The sequence below is a fragment of the Streptomyces sp. CNX435 genome (assembly GCF_059570575.1).
The window spans coordinates 417008-436622 of record NZ_JCANTA010000003.1; the positions used below are offsets into that span (position 1 = coordinate 417008).

The 19615-nt window shown below is 75.6% G+C and carries 14 protein-coding genes; 2 read left to right on the plus strand and 12 right to left on the minus strand.

What is annotated here, in order from left to right; translation table 11 throughout:
* Positions 1-33: 33 nt before the first annotated feature.
* The 4 genes from T328_RS08265 to T328_RS08280 form a co-directional block, all read right to left on the minus strand.
* Positions 34-963, minus strand: a complete 930-nt coding sequence (locus T328_RS08265; protein ID WP_496495239.1) for a 3-oxoacyl-[acyl-carrier-protein] synthase III C-terminal domain-containing protein — start codon at positions 961-963, stop codon at positions 34-36.
* A complete protein-coding gene (locus tag T328_RS08270) occupies positions 960-6281 on the minus strand; it encodes an SDR family NAD(P)-dependent oxidoreductase (protein ID WP_496495240.1) in 5322 nt (1773 codons plus the stop codon). The genes T328_RS08265 and T328_RS08270 overlap by 4 nt, the downstream gene beginning before the upstream one ends.
* Positions 6274-7881, minus strand: a complete 1608-nt coding sequence (locus tag T328_RS08275) for an acyltransferase domain-containing protein (RefSeq protein ID WP_496495241.1) — start codon at positions 7879-7881, stop codon at positions 6274-6276. The genes T328_RS08270 and T328_RS08275 overlap by 8 nt, the downstream gene beginning before the upstream one ends.
* A gap of 91 nt (positions 7882-7972) precedes the next feature.
* Positions 7973-8641: an HAD-IA family hydrolase gene (locus T328_RS08280; protein WP_496495242.1), complete on the minus strand. Its 669-nt coding sequence runs from the start codon at positions 8639-8641 to the stop codon at positions 7973-7975.
* Between the two features lie 442 nt (positions 8642-9083).
* Between T328_RS08280 and T328_RS08285 the strand changes: the two genes are divergently transcribed.
* Positions 9084-9590, plus strand: coding sequence for a DUF4188 domain-containing protein (locus T328_RS08285; RefSeq protein ID WP_496495243.1), 507 nt, complete (start codon positions 9084-9086; stop codon positions 9588-9590).
* A 28-nt stretch (positions 9591-9618) separates the two neighbouring features.
* Here T328_RS08285 and T328_RS08290 read toward each other — a convergent pair whose 3' ends face one another.
* The 7 genes from T328_RS08290 to T328_RS08320 all read right to left on the minus strand — a co-directional run bounded on the left by T328_RS08290 (position 9619) and on the right by T328_RS08320 (position 17342).
* Positions 9619-10329 (minus strand): 4'-phosphopantetheinyl transferase family protein, encoded by a 711-nt coding sequence (locus tag T328_RS08290; protein WP_496495244.1) that lies wholly within the window; start codon positions 10327-10329, stop codon positions 9619-9621.
* A gap of 62 nt (positions 10330-10391) precedes the next feature.
* On the minus strand, positions 10392-11546 hold the full coding sequence (locus T328_RS08295; protein ID WP_496495245.1) for an MFS transporter: 1155 nt from the start codon (positions 11544-11546) through the stop codon (positions 10392-10394).
* 5 nt (positions 11547-11551) lie between these two features.
* Entirely contained in the window at positions 11552-12094 is a 543-nt protein-coding gene (locus T328_RS08300; RefSeq protein ID WP_496495246.1) for a GNAT family N-acetyltransferase, read from the minus strand.
* Positions 12057-13238, minus strand: a complete 1182-nt coding sequence (locus tag T328_RS08305) for a type III PLP-dependent enzyme (protein ID WP_496495247.1) — start codon at positions 13236-13238, stop codon at positions 12057-12059. Before T328_RS08305 ends, T328_RS08300 begins: the two co-directional genes overlap by 38 nt.
* Before the next feature lie 89 nt (positions 13239-13327).
* Complete coding sequence (locus T328_RS08310) at positions 13328-14644, minus strand: DUF6271 family protein (RefSeq protein WP_496495248.1); 1317 nt, start codon at positions 14642-14644, stop codon at positions 13328-13330.
* Complete coding sequence (locus T328_RS08315; protein WP_496495249.1) at positions 14626-15750, minus strand: phytanoyl-CoA dioxygenase family protein; 1125 nt, start codon at positions 15748-15750, stop codon at positions 14626-14628. Before T328_RS08315 ends, T328_RS08310 begins: the two co-directional genes overlap by 19 nt.
* 38 nt (positions 15751-15788) lie before the next feature.
* On the minus strand, positions 15789-17342 hold the full coding sequence (locus T328_RS08320) for a glycoside hydrolase family 3 protein (RefSeq protein ID WP_496495250.1): 1554 nt from the start codon (positions 17340-17342) through the stop codon (positions 15789-15791).
* Positions 17343-17652: 310 nt separating this feature from the next.
* Here T328_RS08320 and T328_RS08325 point away from each other — a divergent pair, with 310 nt between their 5' ends.
* Positions 17653-18306, plus strand: coding sequence for a DUF427 domain-containing protein (locus tag T328_RS08325; RefSeq protein WP_496495251.1), 654 nt, complete (start codon positions 17653-17655; stop codon positions 18304-18306).
* 84 nt (positions 18307-18390) lie between these two features.
* Here the strand turns inward: T328_RS08325 and T328_RS08330 are convergent, their stop codons facing one another.
* A complete protein-coding gene (locus T328_RS08330; RefSeq protein ID WP_496495252.1) occupies positions 18391-19515 on the minus strand; it encodes a M24 family metallopeptidase in 1125 nt (374 codons plus the stop codon).
* Positions 19516-19615 lie beyond the last annotated feature (100 nt).

A 19615-nucleotide genomic window follows, 5' to 3' on the forward strand; every position in this document is an offset into this window, starting at 1 on the left:
GTTCGTCGGCTGTGTGTGCCCGTGCGCCCGCGGTCAATGGCGGAACACCGCGGCCGCGAAGGTGGCGCCGAGCCCCACCGCGGCCATCAGGTAGCAGTCGCCCCGGCGCAGCCGGCCGGCGTCGCGCAGGGTCACGTAGTTGATGAAGGAGTCGGCGCCGAAGCAGTGCCCGAGCACGGCCACGTTGTCGAGGCAGATGCGCGAGCGCGGGAAGTCCAGCAGCTGCGCGGCCTTCGCCCAGGAGATGCGGTTGACGTTGTGCGGCAGGATCCACGCCAGGTCGTCCATGCCGATCCCGGCCGCGGCCACCGCATCGCGGATCACGGTCGTCAGCCGCTCCGCGTAGCGCCGCTCGAACTCCTCGCCGCGCGGCGGCGGGAGCTTCACGTCGTGGTACTCGCCGAACGTGCGGGTGACGTAGCTGCGCAGCACGTCGCCGCCACCGCCGGCGGAGACCAGGCAGGCGGCCGACGACTCGCCCATCACGGTGGTGCCGGGGATGAGCTGGGCGGTGGGCCAGTCGGCCTTCTCCCCCGCGACGACGAGCGCCAGCGCGTCGGGGTCGCCGTCCTCGGCGAGGAGCCGCCCGGCCAGGTCCACGGCGGCGAGCCCGGAGGAGCACGCCTGCTGGGTGACGGTGAACACGGCGGCGTGGCCGAGACCGAGTTCGTCGGCGGCGTCGTGCACCGGGTTCCGCGAGGCGCGGGAGCCGATGGGGATGGTGCGGGCGCTGACGACGTACGAGACGCGGTGCTCGTTGCCCTTCAGTGCGGTCAGCTCGCGGCCGGCGGCCACGGTCATCTCGCGCAGTCCGGCGCCGGGTGACATGCGGACGTCGCGGAGGCCGAAGTAGCGGTGGAACAGGGCGAGGTCGCGGTCGCCGATGCCGAGGCGGGGGGCGAGGTCGGCGATGGGCACCGACACGGGCGCGACGTGGGCGGCGACGTCGTACAGTGCGGTCATCGGGCGTTCCTTCCGGTGCTGGCGGTACGGGGCGGGGGCACCGGCTCCGCCGGGGCCGGGGTTCGCCGCCCCGGGGCGGCGGGCCGGGCGGCGAGCCGGGCGGCCTCCCGCTTGTCGCGGGTCGTGAGCCCGGTGACCGCGAACAGCACCCGGCCGCCGTCGCCGACCCCCTCGCAGCGGGCCACGGTCCCGTCGGGCGCGGTCCGGTGGCGCAGGTCCACCGGCGCGGGGGCCTCGGCGAGCGCGGCGTCGTTGCCGGGGGCGTAGAGGTCGAGCCGGTCGATGCGGACCGGCACCGGGACCGGCGGGTCGCCGGTGGCGGCGGTGTCGCTGGTGGCGCCGGTGGCGGCGGTGGCGGCGGTGGCGGCGGTCGCCCGGAGCAGGCTGTCCAGGGCCAGCGCGGGGAGGAGGAAGTCCCGTAGCGGACCGAGCTGTCCGGGCGGCGGCAGGTGCAGCCGGGCGGCGCCGCCGGCGGGGGCCGTACGCAGCTCGCGGAGCGAGTCGAAGATCCCGCCGAGCCGGACCGGGGAGCCGGGGAGGGCGTAGGCGTCGCGGGCGGCGACCAGGTGGCCCGCGACGGCCTCGGGGTCGGGCGGCGGCGCGTACGAACCGTCGAGGAGGACCGTCATCCGGCTGTACTCCTGCGCCGGGATGGGGCCTCGCGGCGGACTGGCGATCACCACCCCGACCCGGCCGGGCCGCTCCGCGCGCGCGGTGACCACGAGCCGCCGCGGCCACTGCTCCTCCGCCGCGCGTACGAACCGCGCGAACACGGCGTCCGTGATCGCCACCGGCCGCCCCGCCCCGGCCGCGGCGGCGGCCTCCGCGGCGATCTCCATGATGAACGTCCCGGGCAGCGTGGGCCGTTCGTCGACCCGGTGGTCGCGCACGTACCCGTGGTCGTCGAGGCCGAGCCGTATCTCCCAGGCCGTGCCGCCGCCTTCGGCGGGCGCGCCGGGACCGCGGACGAACGCCCCGGCCGGGGCGGCCTGCCGTTCGCCGGCGGCGCGCAGCTCCGGCGCCGTGGCGCCGAGCATGCGCCATTCGGTCTCGCCGAGCCACACGGAGGTCAGCGGGTCGCGGCGGCGGTGCAGCAACTCGGTGCGGAAGTAGCGGCGGCCGAGGGCGTCGTCGAGGTGGGTGAAGTTGTCCTCGCGGGCGAGGTACGCGTCTTGGACCTGGGTGTGCGTCACCATCCCGCTCTCGGTCCAGAGGCCGGAGACCAGGGCGTGCACGTCGGCGCCGGTGGCCGCGCGGGAGTGGGCGGCGGCGTGGGTGAGGAACTCGTTGGCGGAGATGTAGTCGGCCTCGCCGGGGCGGGCCACGACGGTGGTGACCGAGCTGATCGCCAGCCAGAGGGCGGGGTCGTGGGCGGCGAAGGCGGTACGGAGGTTGAGCCAGCCGCGGACCTTGACGTCCCGTACGGCACGGAACTCCGCGGGCGTCTTGCGGCGCAGCGCGGTGGCCCGCTCGACGCCGGCGCCGTGCACGACGACGTCGGCGCCGCCGGCCGCGCCGATCTCTTCGGCCACGGCCCGCAGCGCGGCCGGGTCGAGCACGTCGCACCGCCGGTAGTGCACGCGGTCGGCGCCGTAGCGGGCGGCGAGCCGGCCGAGGGTACGGGCCCGCTCGGCGGCGTGCACGGCGCGGTTGTAGCGCCGGTTCAGCTCGGCGAGCTTGGCACCGGGATGCTCGGCCATCAACCGCCGCAGGGCGGCGGGCCGGTCGGCGGGGAGGGCGTCACCGGCGGCTGCGGGGGCGGGGGCTGCGGGGTCGGGGGCGGGGCCGGAGCCGAGGAGCCAGATCGCGGCGGGGCGGGTCAGCCCGGCGACCTGGTCGACGAGTTCGGCGGTGATCCCGCGCCCGCCGCCGGTGGCGACGACGACGGGCGCCCGGAGCGGCGGCCCGGGCGGCGGGCGTTCCCCGGCGGGGGCGAGCACGGGTTCGGCGCGTACGCCGCGGCGATGGTGGGCGACGGCCAGATGCCGCTCGACGGCGGACTCCCGGGCCAGCGCTTCGAGGCCGTCGGCGAAGTCGGCGGCGTCGGCCACGACCGCGTAGACGAGCCCGCCGGGGAGGTCGGCGGCGAGCGCGCGTACCAGCCCGGTGAAGAGCCCGGTGGCGGGGCCGGGCGCGGGCACACCGGGGTCGAGGACGAGCACGGCGAAGGACCCGCCGCCGTCGACGGTGTCGGCGAGCAGGTGCGCGGCGGTGAACGCCAGCTCGTGCAGTTCCAGGGCGGCGGTGGGGAGGGCGGCGGCCTCGCCGGCGGCGGGTGCGCCTGCGGCGCCCGCCGGCGGTCGGACGTCACCGTCCGCGCGGCCAGGCGTAGACGGGCGCGCGACGTCGGCGTCGGCGTTCCCCGCGAGTGGCGGCCGTGCCTGCCCCGAGGCAGGCTCGGACGCGCGCGTCAGCGCCGCGTCCGGCGGGGCGTGCGTCGTGTCGAAGAGGACGCGTATGTGGCGGAGTCCGCGGCCCGTCAGGACGGCTGCCAGCTCCTCCGCGGTGTCGAGTACGTGCACGTCCGGGGCGGCCTCCGCGCACCCCGCGCGCGGGACCGCGACCACGCAGCCGCGCGGCAGCGGGATACCGGCCAGCCCCGCGGGCGCGTTCGTCAGTACCAGGGTGTCCGGCGGCAGTGCGGGCAGCGGGGCGCGTACCGCGGGGCGGTCCAGCCGCTTCAGGCGCAGCACGTGCGGGCGGAGTTCGCCGAGCCGGTCCGGGGCCTCGGGCGACTCCGGCGCGTAGGTGAGCGCGGGGGTACCGGGTGCCACCGGGGTCAGCTCCGCCGCCGTGTCGTTGGCGCGGACGGCGCGGTGCAGGGCGACGAGCCCTTCGGCGGCGTGGAAATACGGCCACGCGCCGACCCCGCCGGCGGCCTCCGGCGACGACGGCGCCGCGTCCGCGGCGGCACCGCCACGTGCGCCGTGACGAGCCTCCCCCGCGGGCAGCGTTCCCGGCTGTGCCCCTGCGTCCACGGCGGCACCGCCGGGAACGTCCGTCCCGAAGTCCGCCGGCCGCGCTCCCGCCGCCACCGCGCCCGGAGGGGCATCCGCGCCCGGCACCGCCCCCGGCGGCTCCGCCACACCCAGCTCCCCCAGTATCCGCAGCCCCCGGGCCTCCGCCTCGCCGCGGCGCATCAACACCGCCGCTGCCGCCGCCTCCGTCGTCACCCCGCCCGGCGGCGGTGCCACCAGCTCCGCCGCCGCCGTCGCGCCGATCACCACCGCCGCGTCCAGCTCGCCCGTCGCGAGGTGGCGGCAGGCCGCCGCCAGGGCGGCGTGGGAGGAGTCCGGGCCGGCGTCGAGCGTCATGTTCGGGCCGTGCAGGTCCAGGAGTTGGGCCACCCGGGACGCGATGATGTTGGGCATCAGGCCCGGCAGCGAGTCGCTGTTGCTCGCCGGCGCCAGCGCCCGTACGCCCGCGGTCAGCGCGGCCACGTCGACCTCCGCCCCCGCCCGCCCCGCGATGTCGTCCAGGTACGCGCGCAGCGTGCACACCAGCGCCTGCCGCACCTGGCCGCTGTGCCCGACGAACACCCCCGTACGGGCAAGGAGTCCGGCATCCGTCCCGCCCCACGCGTCGCGCAGCGCCAGCGCGCACCGTAGCGCCATCAGCTGGCTGCGGTCCAGCCGCTCCAGCACCGCCGGCGGCAGCCGCACCTCCAGCGGTGCCGGCGCCGGGAACGCCGCGCCGAAGACCGGGCCCGACTCCGGCTCCAGGGTGGTGGTCGCGACGACCACCACCGGCTCGGGGCCGGGCGCCGGAGGCGGCGGCGCCGGGCGGTCGCTGACGATCAGGTGCGCGTTGGTGCCGCCGAACCCCATCGCCGAGACGCCGGCGGTACGGGCCCTGCCGCCCGGCGCGGGGCGCCACGGCAGGGTGCGTACCGGAACGGTGGCCGCGCCCGCGACCGGTTCGGTGTAGAGGTGCTGGGCGGGGATCGCCTCGTGGCGCAGCGCGAGCAGCGCGTGGATGACGTTCACCGCGCCGGCGGCCCAGCCCGTGTGCCCGATCAGGGACTTGTTCGACGTCAGCGTCCACCGCTTCCCCGGCGCGGCGGCGGCCAGCGCCTGCAGCTCCGCCTGGTCGCCGGCGGCGGTGCCGGTGGCGTGGGCGACGACCCAGTCGACGTCGTCCGGGGTGACGCCGGCCGCCGCCCAGGCCCGTTCGAGGGCGATCCGCTGCCCGGCGGGGTTCGGCGCGTACACCGCCTTGCCGCGTCCGTCGGACGAGCCGCCGAAGCCGCGTACGAAGCCGAGGACCGGATCGCCGTCCGCCAGGGCGCGCGCGTACGTCTTGAGCGCCACGACGGCGGCGCCGTCGGCGAAGAGCACGCCGTCGGCGCCGCGGTCGAGCGAGCGCACGCGGTCGCCCCTGGCCAGCCCGTCGAGCTTGGCGAACAGCACCATGGTCTGGGCGTTGACGGCGTACGTGCCGCCGCACAGGGCGAGGTCGGCGCGGCCCTCGCGCAGCGCGCGCATGCCGAAGTCGAAGCTGTAGAGGGACGAGGAGCAGGCCGTGTCGACGACGACGGTCTCCACCGGGTCGGCGAGCCCGGCCAGCGCCTCGCGCACGACGCGGTACGGCGCGGTGTCGGCCAGGTCGGGCGAGCCGGCCGGGTAGAGCGCGGCCAGCGGATCGGCGCCCGCGTCCCCCGTACCGGCCGCCGCGCCGGCCGCACGGCCGGCGCCCGAACCGGCCAGCAGCCGGGCACCGTGCCGGAGCAGGCTGTGCTCGGCGGCGTGGCCGCCGTCGGCTGTCATGCCGACGGCGGCGAAGGTGCGCGTTCCGGCGTCGGACCGGACCCCGTCGAGCGCCTGGAGGACGCTGTGGCGCAGCCACCGGCCGCTCGGCTCGCGCTGCGGCGCGCGGCCGGCGGCGAGTTCGGCGCGCAGCCGTGGGTGGGGGCGCAGGTCGTGGATGAAGCCGGAGGTGCGGGTGTACGTCTTGTCCGGCGCGGCCGGGTCCGCGGACCACAGCGCGTCGATGTCCATCCGCTCCCCGGGCTCGCTGAACTGCGGTTCGCGGTCGCGCAGCAGGTGCCACAGGTCGTCGGGCGAGCCGGCGCCCGGCACGGCGAGGCCCATGCCGACGGCTACGATCGCGTCGCGGGCGGCGTGCCCGGGGTCGTCGGCGCCGGGGGCCGCCGCGAGCGACGGGAGCGACGGGAGCGACCCAGCGGTGTGTACGGCGGCGGCCAGGCCCTGCGCGCGCAGCGCCGCCGCGGCGGCCTCGGCGGCGGCGCGGTCGGCCGCGCCGGCCTCGACGCGGTAGCGGAGCGGGCGGGGGGCGCCGCCCTCGGCGCCGTCAGCCATCGGTCCGTACGCCGGTGGTGGTGGTGCTGCCGGTCTCGTCGATGAGCCGGGCGAGGCCGCCCAGGGTGGACTGGAGGGCGAAGCGGGTGTCGTCGGCGACGTGGTGCAGGCCGAAGCGGTCGATCAGCGTGCTGAGCACCTCCATGCGCTTGAGCGAGTCGATGCCGAGGTCGCCTTCGAGGTCGGCGTCGGGGTCCATGGCCTCGACGGGGTAGCCGAGGCGGTCGGCGTAGACCTGCTGGAGGGTCGCGAGCACGCGTTCGCCTGCCGCGGGCGCCGCGGGTGCGGACGCGGGTACGGGATCCGTGGCAGCGGCGTGGGCAGCGGACCCGGTCGCGGGTACGGGTCCGGGTACGGCCGCCGGAGGATCCGGCGCCACGGGCGCCGTTGCAGGTACGGGAGCGGGAGTGGGGGCCGCCACCGGCATCGGCGCCCCGGGCACGGCCCGCGCCGCAAGCGCCGGGCCCGGCGCCGCCGCACCGGCGTCCGGCGGGGCCGGCACGGCGGTCGCCGCGGTCGCCGCGGTCGCCGAAGGCGCCATGTGTGCCGCCGTCGCCGCGGGTGCCATGGTCACCGCGGGTGCCGCGGGTGCCGCGGGCACCGCGGGCACCGCGGATGCCGTCGCCGCCGGTCCCGCCGTTGCCGCGGCAGCCCCGGCGCTCGGCGTGCCAGTGGGCCGCTCCCCCGTGCGCTCCGCGAGCCACCGCTCCGCCGTCTGCGCCCCGCACCCCACCGCCTGCCGCACCAGCTCGCCGAGGCCGGCGCGCCCGCACTCCACCACCGACTCCAGCCCGTACGTCTGCAGGTCGCGCAGCGCGGCGAGGAAGTCGACGGGGCGGGTGAGCTGCGCGACCAGCGACGCCTTGACGTCGGTGTCCTCCGTGACCAGCCCGCCGAGAGCCGGCGAGTACAGCCGGCGGTGCGCCGGCGGCTCGGCGATGCCCTCGATCGCCGCCGCGAACTCGGCCTGCGCGGTGGCCAGCAGCGGGTTGTGGAAGGGGTACGGCGCGGTGAGCCGGACGGCCCGTACGCCGAGCACGTCGGCGAGCGCGGCGAGCCGGCCGAGGGTGTCCTCCGGGCCGGAGGCCACGACGTGCCGCGGCGCGTTGACGACGGCGAGCCGGGCGCCGGGCAGCTCCGCGGCAGTGAGCAGCGCGGCGGCGCGGCGGGCCGGCAGCGTGAGCGCGAGCATGCCGCCGGCGCCGGCGGCGGTGTGCTCCAGGGCGCGGGCGCGGTGCGCGGCGATGCGGGCGCCGTCGGCGGGGGTGAAGCAGCCGGCGTGGGCGGCGGCGGCCATCTCGCCCATGCTGTGGCCGAGTACGACGTCGGCGGGCTCCCGCAGGTCGACCTCCCGGGCGTGGACGAGCGCGGCGGCGTAGATCGCCAGTTGGAGCGCGAACGGGTCGGTCTCGGACAGCCGCCGGCCGTCGGCCGCCTCGGCGTCGGTGAGCAGCGGCGAGACCGGGCCGTGGCCGAACTCGGCGGCGACCGCGTCGACGACGTCCAGCAGGTCGGCGACCGGGGCGCTCACCGGTCCGGCGAACGCGCCGGGCCGGTAGGCGCCCTGGCCGGGCAGCAGCAGTGCGGTTCTCAGGTCCATCTCCGCCTCCCCTTCGCGTGGCGTGAGAACGGCAGCCTCGGCCGCGGCCCCGCCGTGCGGGCGGGTGCGGCGCGAACGGCCGGGTGGTGGTTCAGTCGGCGGTGACGGAGAGGGCGTCGAGGCCCGCGATCCGGTGGCCGTGGACGGGGCCCGGCGGCCCGGCGACCGCGAGCGCGGGCATGCCCGCGGCCCGGGCGGCGCGCAGGCCGACTTCGGCGTCCTCGATGACGAGGCAGCGCGACGGGGGTGCGCCGACGCGAGCGGCGGCGGCGAGGTACCCCTCCGGGCTGGGCTTGCCGGTGGTGACGTCCTCGGCGCAGACGACGACGTCGGGCAGCGGCAGCCCCGCGGCGGCAATCCGGCTGCGGGCGACCCTCCGGGTCGCGGAGGTCACCAGTCCCCAGCGGCGCGGGGGCAGGGTGGCGAGCAGCCCCGGGGCGCCGGGAGCGGCGTGTACGCCGTCGGTGTCGGTGCAGGACAGGTGGTCGAACCAGGCCAGTTCGGCGTGCGGGTCGGCGTACGGGGCCAGCTCGCGGATGAAGTCGATGTCGCGGCGCCCGTGTGAGGCGCGTATGACCGTCTCGGGGTCCAGGGAATGGCGCCTGGCCCACATGCGGGTATGGCGGTCCATTACGGCCGCGGATTCCACGAGTGTGCCGTCCATGTCGAACAGCACGGCGTGGACGTCGAGCGAGCGCGGGCGGCCGGGGTCGCCGAGGTCGCGGAATCCTACATTCAGCGGGGAATGCGTCCCGCTCACGCCCGTCTTGGGGGATTCTGTGAACAACTCGTCGGTAGCGGTACGCCCCCGTAGGGGCAACCTCGCCCCGCCTTCGTCGAGTTCGTCGTTGCTTCGTCCCGGCTGTTGCGCGGAGTCCACCGGAATCTCCACGCGTGCCGCCTTCCACATAAGCAGCTGTCCGTTCGGTGAAAGATGAACTTCAGGCCGTGCAACGAGGGTTATGTGGTGCATGTTCAGGGGATACGATGAGTAGTCGTGTGGTGACAGGAAGCCATCACACGTTCGGTTCGGCGGTCGAGCGAGCGTCATCGTACATGCAATTGGTTGGCGTGAACCATTCTTTTTTCGCAAAACCTTTGCCGGACATGTCACTACTCAAGGGACAACGGTGGATGCTGCCCCTATGGGTCCTCATTACCCCCGGCACAAGCGATGTTGCCGACACAGTGGACGCTCTACGATGACGGGCGACCGGACCGGCGAGCGCGACGACCCCGGAAAGGACCCGGATGACATGCCGCGGATAGAACAGGGCAGGGTAAATGTCGACACCGGCCACGGATTCGTGCTCTTCCTGGTGGGAATGCGGATCAATCGCCTCTGGAAGGTGCACAAGTGGTGGCCGGCGTTCACCGCGATGCCGAAGATGCTGGTCGAACTCGGGGAGGATCCGGAACTGGGGCTGCTGGGTAGCAGAATGAGCCGCCGGGGACGTACGATCACGGTCGTGCAGTACTGGCGGTCGGCCGAGCACATCATGGACTTCTCGAAATCCCGGGAGCGCGGCCACCGAGCGTACTGGAAGTGGTTCAACCGCGCCGTCGGCAGCGGCGGAGACGTCGGCATCTGGCATGAGCTGTACCACATACAGCCGGGCTCCTACGAGGCCCGCTATATCAATATGCCGGTATTCGGGCTCGGCGACGCCTTCGGCGGGGAACCGGGCCGCCGGGCGGAACCGGAATGAGCCGCGGCGGGCCGCGTACACCCCCGGCTCAGGGAAAGTCGCCGCCGCCTTCGTGGATTTCCCGGATTGTCTCCCGGACGCCCGCCGACTCCACGGCCAGCGCCCCCGCGTGGCCCTTCCCGGGCGCCAGGTCGACCAGCTGCCAGCCGGGCACGGCGGTGGAGACGTCGTCCGCGTCGAGCGCGCGGCCGAGGCCCACACCGAGACCTTTGAGGTACGCCTCCTTGCGCGTCCACAGCCGCGCGAACGCGGCGGACCGCCCCGCCTCCGGCGCCGCCCGCACCACCGCGCGCTCCGCCGGGTGCAGCCACCCCACCAGACCCGGCTCGGGCGGCGTGTCCCTGACCGGCTCCACGTCGACGCCCACCCGCCGGGGTGCGACCGCGACGAGCACCAACTCGCCGCCGTGCGAGAGGGAGAACTCCGGGCCGCCGGCGGGCCGTTCCAGCACCGGCCGGCCGTGCGGACCGCCGCACCGGGGGCACGCCCGGCGCCCGAAGCGCAGATCCGCGGGCGGGGTGCCGGTCAGCTCGCCGAGGAGGCGACGCAGCGCGCCGTGCGCGACGCCGTAGCGGATCCGGTCGGCCGGGCGCAGGAAGCCCGCGTGCCGCCGCCGCTCCTCGTCGTCGAGCGCCGACAGGTCCGGCGCCGCGCCGGGACCGGCGTCGAACGTCCACAGCCGCGCTCCCGCCGGCAACCCGGCCGGCTCCGGCGACTGTTCCCGCACGTAGTCCGCCACGCCGTCGCACCCCCCCGTCTCCAACAGCCGCTCCACCGTGCCCCGTTCCCGCCCGCGGGCGCTCAGGGGCTGCTCAGCGCAGGCCAGCGTATACGCGTCGTACACAGCGAGACGAGCAGCGCGGACGCGGCGACGGCGGCCATTCCCCACGCCAGCCCGGCGGCGCCGGCGAGGAAGCCGATCGCGGCGGGCCCGCCCAGCAGCCCCGTGGTGCCCATCGACGCCACCAGGGACAGCGCGTCCGGACTCGCGCGGGCCGCCGCGACGTACACGCACGGCGTCACGGCCGCGACGCCCAGGCCGACGCACGCGAACCCGAGCAGCGCCGGCACCACCCCGCCCGCCAGCACGGCGACGGCCAGCCCGGTGCCCGCCAGCACGCTGCCGAGCCGGACCACCGGCCCGTCGCCCCAGCGGGTGCGCCAGCCGTCGGCGAAGAGGCGGGCGACGACCATCATCACGGAGACCACCGCGATACCCAGCGGCGCCACCTCGGGCGCCGCGTCCGCGACGTCCTCCAGGTAGAGCGTCGACCAGTCGTTCATGGCGCCCTCGGTGATCGTGCCGAACGCCATCGCGCACCCCATCCACAGCGTGAGCCGGGACGGCAGCCGCCACCGGCGGCGCTCCCTCTCCGGCTGCCGGACGCGGTCCTCGGCCGGCAGCCCGGTGCGGGCGGCGCCGAGCATGGCCAGGAGCAGCACGGCGGCCACCACGAAGTGCGCGGCCAGCGCCGCGGTCACCGTCTGTACGAGGGACGCCAGCAGCGCGGCGGCCAGCGACCCGGCGCTGAAGGTGGCGTGCATCTTCGCCATGGCGGTGCGCTCGTGGATCTCCTCCAGCGCGGCGCCCTGCGCGTTCATCGCCACGTTCAGGCAGCCCACGGCCACACCGTCGGCGGCCACGACCAGCAGCGCGACCGGGTAGTCGGGCGCGACGGCGAACGCCGGCAGGAACAGCAGCAGCGCGCCGGCCGCGGCGAACGCCAGGCGCCTGGCGCCCATCGCCTTCATCAGGTGGGCGACCAGCGGGAAGGAGGCCGCCGCGCCCGCGCCGCAGGCCATGAGCAGCAGCCCCAGCTCGGTGGCCGTCAGGTCGAGTTCGTCCTTGACGAGCGGCAGCCGGGACACCCACGTGACGTACTGGAAACCCAGGAAGCAGAAGAGCGCCGCGATGGCCACCTGGGCCCGCCGGAAGTCGCAGCGTATCGGCAGCACCGTGATCAGCCCGCTCCCCTGGACAGGAAAGCCGCCTGGGACATGTAGACCGCCCCCGGGCCGTAGCCCGCCGGCGGCGCGACGCCGGGGTACGGGCGGTAGCCGCGGCGCGACCAGAAGCCCGCGCTGCCGGCGACCGCGACGAGGGAGATCCGCTCGCACCGGCGGGCGCGGGCCGTGGCGGTGAGCCGGGCGAGGAGGCGCCCCGCGAGCCCGGCGCCGCGCAGGTGCTCGGCGACGACGATGTCGTGCAGGTGCAGGTTGGCCGAGGCGTGTCCGGTCTCCTCGGCCCCGCGCAGCTCCGGGCAGCGGAACAGCGGGTAGGGCAGCGCGAGCAGGTAGCCCTCCGGCGCGCCGCCGGCGTCCAGCACGAAGCAGGTGCCGGGCGAGGCCCGGCCGCGTGCCTGGAGCGCCTCCCGCCCCTCGGTGAGCGCCCGGTCGGCGTACGCGCGCTCCTCCAGGGCGGCGATGGCGCCCCAGTCGTGTCCGGCGATGTGCCGGACGCGCACGTCAGCCGGCGCGCAGGCAGGTGTGCGGTAGCGGACCATAGCCGTTGAACCCCCGGGTCGTGTAACTGACGGCGTACGCGCCGCTGGAGAGGATCCACACCGGATCCCCGGACGCGGCCGCCCTGGGCACCTGCACCGGTACGCGGCCCTCCGCCACGACGTCGTCGCTGTCGCAGGTGGGGCCGGCGACCACGGCCGGCACCAGCTCCGCGGCGGCGCCGTGGGAGGGGAACACCAGCGGGTACTGCAGCTGGTCCACCTCGTACAGGCCGTTGAACTTGCCGCAGCTGAGGAAGAGCCAGTGGCCGGGCCGGCCGTCCGCGTGCCGCCGCGAGGCGAGCCGCACGACGTGCGCCCGGATGGCGCCGTGGTCGGCGACCAGGTGCCGGCCCGGCTCGACGACGAAACGCAGGGGGCCGCGGGCCGCGGCGCGCAGCCGGGCCATCCCCGCGCGCATCGTCGCGAACGTCTCGTCCAGGTCGGGCACCAGCGGCCGGCCGCTCAGGTCGCGGTAGCCGAGCGCGGGCAGGCCGCCGCCGAGGTTGACGTGGTCGAGGTGGATGCCGCGGGCGGCGAGGGCCGCCAGCACGTCCGCGAACGTGTCGAAGGCGCGGCGCCACGCCGCGGCCGTCATCTGCTGCGAACCGACGTGCACCGACAGGCCCGCCGGGGTGAGCCCCGCGTCGCGCGCGCCCGCGAGCACCCGCACCGCCTCCTCCGGCGTGCAGCCGAACTTCCGGCTGAGCCCCCACAGCGCGCCCTCGCCGGTGGTGGCCAGCCGGCAGAACACCCGGGCGCCGGGGGCAAGCGCCGCGATGGCCGTGACGTCCTCGGGGCTGTCGGTCGCGAAGTCGCGGATGCCGAGGCGGTGGGCGGCGAGGATGCCGACGTCGGATTTGACGGTGTTGCCGAAGTGGATACGGGCCGCGGACGCGCCGGCGCGGAGCGCCTGTTCGATCTCGCCGGGGCTGGCGGCGTCGAAGCCGGCGCCCTTCCACGCCAGCCGGGCCAGCACGTCGTCCACCGGGCACGCCTTCATCGCGAAGCTCACGTCGACGCCGGGCAGCCGGCGGAGCAGTTCGTCGTAGCGCTCCTCGATGCCGGGCAGGTCGTAGATGATCCGGTCGTCCTCGGCGGCGGCGAGGGCGGCGCGCAGCCGCGCGGTCACGGCGGTCGCCGTCATCGGAGGCGCGGGCGGGGCCGGTAGGGCGGGTAGGGCGGGTAGGGCGGGTAGGGCCGACGGGGCCGACGGCAGGGGCCGCACCACCGCGGTCACCACGCGGCCCCCGGCACGTCCGTCGCCGCGCTCGCCCGTACCAGTGGCTCCCAGGCGGCGATGAGGAGCGCGAAGTCGGCCATGTCGCGGCGGGCCTCGTCCAGCAGGTCCGGGCCGCGGGCGGCCAGCACGGCGGCGAACTCCGCGTATCTGCCGCCGAGCTTGCGGTACGCGATCTCCAGTGTCGTCAGCCGCATGACGTTCTCGTCGCGGTCCAGCCGGGTGCTGCGCGCGACCAGCTCGCCGACCGCCGCGGCGCGGATGCGGTGCCGGTCGTCCAGGAGCGCGGCGCCGGCCGCGGCCAGTTCGTCGTAGAGGAAGTTGAAGTACAGCATCGACAGCAGGAACTTGGCGAACCGCAGCTGGTAGGCGGTGAAGCCGGCGCCGGTCTTCCGCTCGTCGGTGTGGTAGTTGACGATGTGCCGGTTGTGCAGGACGCCGGGCAGGGTGGCGTCGTGCACGAGGTGGAGGAGGAAGTAGTCGCTGCCGATCGTGTCGGTGGCGGGCGGCAGCGGGACGGCCTCGTACACGCCGCGGTGGAACGCGATGTTGCACATGTCGACGCGCATGGGGTCGACGGCGCCGAGGACGGCGTGGTCGCCGCCGAACGGCTCGGTGCCCGCGCCCTTGAAGGACTCCTCGACCAGCGCCCGCTTGCGCTCCTGAGGCCAGTGCACGGGCGCCCACAGGCTGACGACGTCGTGGTAGACGGCGGGGTCGAGGTCGTGGATCTCGGCGATGTCGACGGACATCTCGCCGACGAAGGAGGCGCCGACGAGCGAGACGGGCTTGTGGGCGTGCGGCGGCGGGTTCAGCGCGTCGGCGGCCACCCGCCGGGCCGCGTCGGCGGCGGGCAGGCCGAGGGTGGCGAGTTCGTGGTGGACGGGGAAGACGGGCCGGCCGGCGGCGGTCTGGTAGCGGCTGTCGGAGTCCCGGCGGTGCACCGAGCGGCAGCCGAGGGCGGCGGCGAGCAGGAACGCGCGGTCGGTGCAGGCGCCGTACGAGACGGTGTCCGGCAGCAGCAGCCGCAGCAGCCGCTCGGCGCCGGCCACCCCGGCGCGGCGGAGCGCGGCGGTGAGGAACGCGCGCTGCTCCGCCTCGCCGAGGTGGTGGACGACGACGCCGGGCACGCGGGGCAGCCCGGCGACGGCGGCGGTGTGGCCGGCGCGGTCCCGCTCGGCGGCGGAGTCGAGGATCAGGAAGTGGACCTCGGCGCCGAAGTGGGCGGCGGCGTATGCGGCTTCCTCGTGCACGGCCGCGATGGTGGCCGCACACGCGCGGTTCGTGGGCAGCGTCAGGCAGATACGTGCCACGCCGGCTCCCCGGTCCGCCGCTCGGTCTTCCCCGCCGCCGTCCCCGCGGCCGTCACCGCTGGCCCGGTGTCCGGCGCGGCGTCCGGCTCCGGCGTGCGCCAGGAGTCGAGCCCGAGCAGCTTGCGGCCGAGGCCGGTCAGCGTGGCCGGCCCGTACCGCTCGGACTCGTGCCGCCGGGCGTCACCGAGCAGGGTGGCGTTCCAGTCGGGGGTGCTGAGGGTGCGCCAGGACTCGACGCGCGAGCGCCGCAGCCGTTCGTGCTCCTCAAGGGCGGGCATCATCGCGAGGTACTGCACGGCGCGTACGCCGCTGTCCGAGGTGTTCGCGGCGACGCCGTGCGCCAGCAGCCCGTTCCAGATGAGCAGGTCGCCGGCGGCCAGTTCGGGCCGTACGACGGGGAACTCGGCCCGGTCGGCGTTCGGCCGGATCGGGTCGCGATCGGCGGGCTGCGCGAGCCTCCACTTCTCGAAGTCGCGGAACAGCCCGGGCGCGCACTGGAAGCCGCCGTGGCCGGGGCGGGTGTCGTTGAGGGCGATGATCCCCTGGACGCGCTGCGGGAGCACGGCGAGGGTGGTGTCGACGTCCCAGTGCAGCTCGATGTCGAAGCCGGTGTCGGTGGGCTCGATCAGGGTGCGGCTGCGGTTGCCGACGTTGGGCGGGTTGAGGTTGAGGCGGTCGAGGGTCACCCACAGCTCGTCGCAGTCCCACACGTCGGCGAAGGCGTCGTAGACGCGGCGGGTATGCCGGCTGTCCCAGATCAGCTGGTGCTGGTACGCCTCGACGAAGCCGTAGACGTGCAGGTCGCGGTCGAGGTCGGAGCGGAACTCGCGGTCCTCGTACCAGGTCTCGGGGCGGTCGGGATCCAGACCCTGGAAGTCCCAGGCGAAGTCGAGCAGCAGCGCGGCGGCTTCGGCGGGTATCGCCTCCTTGACCACGACGTAGCCGTAGGTCTGCCAGAAGGCGTAGTCCTCCTCGGACAGCACGCGCAGCGGCCGGGACTTGCGGATGTCCCGCAACGGCGTGCGGGCGAGGTAGGACTCGCCGTCGGCGCTGAAGTACGGGGCGTCGGAAGCGGCACGGAAAAGGTAGGGGGCGGATTCGGGCATGGAAGGTCCTCCAGAGGTGACTTTCTTTCGTGCTGCCGTCACACCGCGCCGGTCAGGACCTCCGCCGCGGCGATGCCGGAGACGCGCGTCGCACCGTGGGTCGACAGGTGCACGGCGCCGGGCCGGTCCTCGGCGGGCAGGCCCATCTCGACGACGAGCGCGTCGGGCCGCCGGCGTACCAGGTCGGCGAGGGCCTGCGACATCCACGGGTGGCGGGCGGCGTCGCGTACGACGACGACCAGCGCCCGGCCGTCGGCCGGGCGCAGCGCCCGTCCGTCGAGCACGTCCCCGGCGGCGCCTGCGGCGCCGGTCAGCTCGGACTCGGCGATGCGCACCGACGTGGTGCCGGGGCGCAGCGCGCGCAGCGGGTCGGCGACGCCCCAGGGCGTACGGCCGTCGATGGCGAGGCTGGTGACGGGTGCGAACTCGACGACGTGCGGGTCGCCGACGAGCGGGAACTGCGCGGTGCCGCGGAGGTCCTGATCGGCGCGGTGCACCCGGACGGCGCGGCGGGCGGCGACGAGGCCGATCTCGTGACCGGTGCCGGCGCCGCCGCGGGGGTCGCCGGGCGGGACGCTGCGGGTCAGCGCGGCGGACCAGTCGGCGAACTCCCCTACCCGGGCGGCGGCTTCGGCGAGCCGCTCCTCGGGCAGGCCGCCGTCGCGCACGGCGGCGACGATGGCGTCGGTCAGGCCGGCGGTGACGGCCTCCTCGGCGCTCTCGCCGCCGACGCACACGGCGTCGACGCCGCCGGCGAGCGCGCGGACGGTGGCGCCGGCGATGCCGTACAGGTCGGAGACGGCGCCCATCTCGATGCCGTCGGTGACGACCAGGCCGGTGAAGCCGAGTTCGCCGCGGAGCAGGTCGCCGATGACGCGTGGGCTGAGGGTGGCGGGGAGGCGGTCGTCGTAGGCGGGGATGAGCATGTGCGCGGTCATGACGGTGCGTACGCCGGCCTCCATGGCGGCGGTGAACGGCGGCAGCGCGGTGCGGGCGATCTCGCGGGCGTCGGCGGCGACGTGCGGGAGGCCGTGGTGGGAGTCGACGCTGGTGTCGCCGTGGCCGGGGAAGTGCTTGGCGCAGGCGGCGACGCCGGCGGACTGCAGGCCGCGGATCCAGGCGGCCGTGTGCCGGCAGACGAGGTCGGTGCGGGCGCCGAAGGAGCGGACGCCGATGACGGGGTTCTTGGGGTTGGAGTTGACGTCGGCGGAGGGGGCGTAGTTCAGGGAGACGCCCATGGCGTGCAGCTGGCGGCCGATGTCGTACGCGACCTGCTCGGTCAGCTCGACGTCGTCGACGGCGCCGAGGGCGAGGTTGCCGGGGCGGGTGGCGCCGGTGCCGGCCTCGATCCGGGTGACGTCGCCGGCCTCCTCGTCGATGGCGATGATGAGGTCGGGGTTCTCGGCGCGCAGCGCCGCGGTGAGGACGGCCACCTGCTCGGGGTCGACGATGTTGCGGCCGAACAGCACCACGGACGCCAGGCCGTCGCCGATTCTGCGGCGCAGCCAGTCGGGCGCGGTGGTACCCACGAACCCGGGCTGCAGAACCGAGTTGGCCAGCCGGACGAGTTCGGGGTGGCTGTTGGCTGCCATGGAGACCTCCGCGGGAGCAGGGGCGGGGCGGCGGCCGCGGCGGACTGCGGGGCCGGGCGCGCGACGGGTGCGGGTGAGGTGGAAGGGTTGTCGGAACGGGCTGACGTGGCACGAGAAGACTTGGTACAGACCAATTCGGGATCCTGGCCTATACCAATCGAAGGTGTCAAGGAGGTCGACCATGCGACGTCACGGAACGATCTGCTCCGCACGCGAAACGGTCGCCCGCGCGCTCGGGAAGCCCCGGGCGGTCGCCGGCGTTGCACCTGTCGCGGCCGAGAAGACCCCCGACCGCCAGGAGGTATGACCGATGCTGAGGCTCGACACCAGGACCTGGGAGCGCAGCGAACGGCGGGTGCGCGGCAGGCTGGGCGGCGACCTGGTCGTCGACAGCGAGGACGCGCTGCTGGTGCGGGAGGCGGGCAGTCCGCACGTGCGGTACGCCTTCCCGCGGCGCGACGTGCGCGTCGACCTCGTGCCCGACGCGGTGCGGGCGTACGAGGGGGACGCCGAGTTGGCGGAGCACGTGTCCGTGCGGTGGTCGGCGCTGGACCGCTGGTACGAGGAGGACGAGGAGCTGCCGGTGGGGCCGCGGGACCCGTACCACCGGGTGGACGTCCTGCGCAGCGCACGGCATGTGCGGGTGGAGATCGACGGTCGGCCGGTGGCGGAGTCGCGCAGCCCGCTGGCGGTGTTCGAGACGGGGCTGCCGGCGGTGTTCTACCTGCCGCCGGAGGACGTGGACCTGGAGCTGTTCGAGCCGACGCCGACCCGGACGGGGTGCCCGTACAAGGGCTTCGCGTCGTACTGGACCTACCGCGGCGGCGGCAGCGTGCCGGACCGCGCGGACGTGGCGTGGGCGTACAACGACCCGCTGCGCGAGGTGGGGCCGATCGCCGGGCATCTCGCGTTCTACGACTCCGTGGCGGACGTGGTGGTCGACGGGGTGAAGCGGGGCGGCTGAAGCGGCACGGACGAAGCGGGGCCGGGCCGTCGACTGGGAAGCACCGCAGGCTAGGAGGCGCCGTCGGCTAGGAGACGCAGCAGACTAGGAGACGATCGCCATCTCGCGGGCGGTGTCGTTGAGCCGCCGGCCGCCGGTCTCGGTCACGGTCACGATGTCCTCGATGCGGACGCCGAACCGGCCGGGCAGATAGATGCCGGGCTCGACGGAGAAGCACATCCCGGGCACAAGCGGCCGCTCCTCGCCCTCGATCATGTACGGCGGCTCGTGCGTGGTCGTGCCGATGCCGTGCCCGGTGCGGTGGATGAAGTACTCGCCGTAGCCGGCGTCGTCGATGACACGGCGCGCCGCCCGGTCGACCTCCTGGCAGGCGACGCCCGGCCGCACGGCCCGGAAGCCGGCCTCCTGCGCCGCGCGCACGATGTCGTGGACCTCCCGCTCCTCGGCCGTCGGTGCGCCCACGTGCACGGTGCGGGTGGTGTCGGAACCGTAGCCGTGCACGAGACCGCCGAAGTCGAGGACGACCATGTCGCCGTCGCGGATGACGCGCTCGTCGGCCTCGTGGTGCGGGTCGGCGCCGTTCGGCCCCGAGCCGACGACGGTGAAGTCGACCTGGGAGTGCCCGAACCGGCGTAGCAGCGCCGCGAGGTCGGCGGCGACCTCGGACTCCGTACGACCGGCGAAGCGGACCTTCCTGATCTCCTCGTACGCGGCGTCGGCAGCGGTGCCCGCCGCGGCCAGCCGCGCCAGCTCGGCGGCGTCCTTGACGGCCCGCAGCATCGGCAGCCCATCTGAGACGGCGACGTACGAGGAGTCCGGCAGCTCGCGCTGCAGCCCGAGCAGGTGCAATGCCCAGGCGCCGTCGCTGACGGCGAACCGGCCGCGGGCGTCGAGCAGCGGGGCGGTCACGGCGTACGGACTCTGGCCGTCGGTCCAGTCACGCAGGTCGAGGGCCGGTCCGCCGGCCGCCTTGGCGGCGTCCCCGGCCTCCAGCTTCGGCACCACCAGCACCGGGTCCCGGCCGGAGGCGAGCACGAGCAGGGTGAGCCGCTCGGTGGCGGCGGGCGGCGCGTAGCCGGTGAGCCAGACGAGGTCGGGGCCGGGGGCGACGAGCAGCCCGGCGAGCCCGGCGGCGGCGGCGGAGCGGGCGGCGTGCCGCATGCGGGCGCGGTAGTCGTCGGCGGTGAACGGGGTGAAGTCGCCGGTCATGCGGGGCTCCTCGGTGCTCGTCGGCAGGGTGGGCCGGATCCGTAACGAACGTACCCCCTCCGCTTTCCCCGCACGTAACGCAAGTCAACTTGCATTAGCA

What these genes read in the sequence shown, in the direction of transcription:
- T328_RS08285 (WP_496495243.1), top strand. Translation starts at nt 9,084, where the DNA reads ATGACGGGCGACCGGACCGGCGAGCGCGACGACCCCGGAAAGGACCCG.
- T328_RS08325 (WP_496495251.1), top strand. Translation starts at nt 17,653, where the DNA reads ATGCTGAGGCTCGACACCAGGACCTGGGAGCGCAGCGAACGGCGGGTG.
- T328_RS08305 (WP_496495247.1), bottom strand. Translation starts at nt 13,238, where the DNA reads ATGACGGCGACCGCCGTGACCGCGCGGCTGCGCGCCGCCCTCGCCGCC.
- T328_RS08320 (WP_496495250.1), bottom strand. Translation starts at nt 17,342, where the DNA reads ATGGCAGCCAACAGCCACCCCGAACTCGTCCGGCTGGCCAACTCGGTT.
- T328_RS08330 (WP_496495252.1), bottom strand. Translation starts at nt 19,515, where the DNA reads ATGACCGGCGACTTCACCCCGTTCACCGCCGACGACTACCGCGCCCGC.
- T328_RS08265 (WP_496495239.1), bottom strand. Translation starts at nt 963, where the DNA reads ATGACCGCACTGTACGACGTCGCCGCCCACGTCGCGCCCGTGTCGGTG.
- T328_RS08315 (WP_496495249.1), bottom strand. Translation starts at nt 15,750, where the DNA reads ATGCCCGAATCCGCCCCCTACCTTTTCCGTGCCGCTTCCGACGCCCCG.
- T328_RS08270 (WP_496495240.1), bottom strand. Translation starts at nt 6,281, where the DNA reads ATGGCTGACGGCGCCGAGGGCGGCGCCCCCCGCCCGCTCCGCTACCGC.
- T328_RS08300 (WP_496495246.1), bottom strand. Translation starts at nt 12,094, where the DNA reads ATGGTCCGCTACCGCACACCTGCCTGCGCGCCGGCTGACGTGCGCGTC.
- T328_RS08275 (WP_496495241.1), bottom strand. Translation starts at nt 7,881, where the DNA reads ATGGACCTGAGAACCGCACTGCTGCTGCCCGGCCAGGGCGCCTACCGG.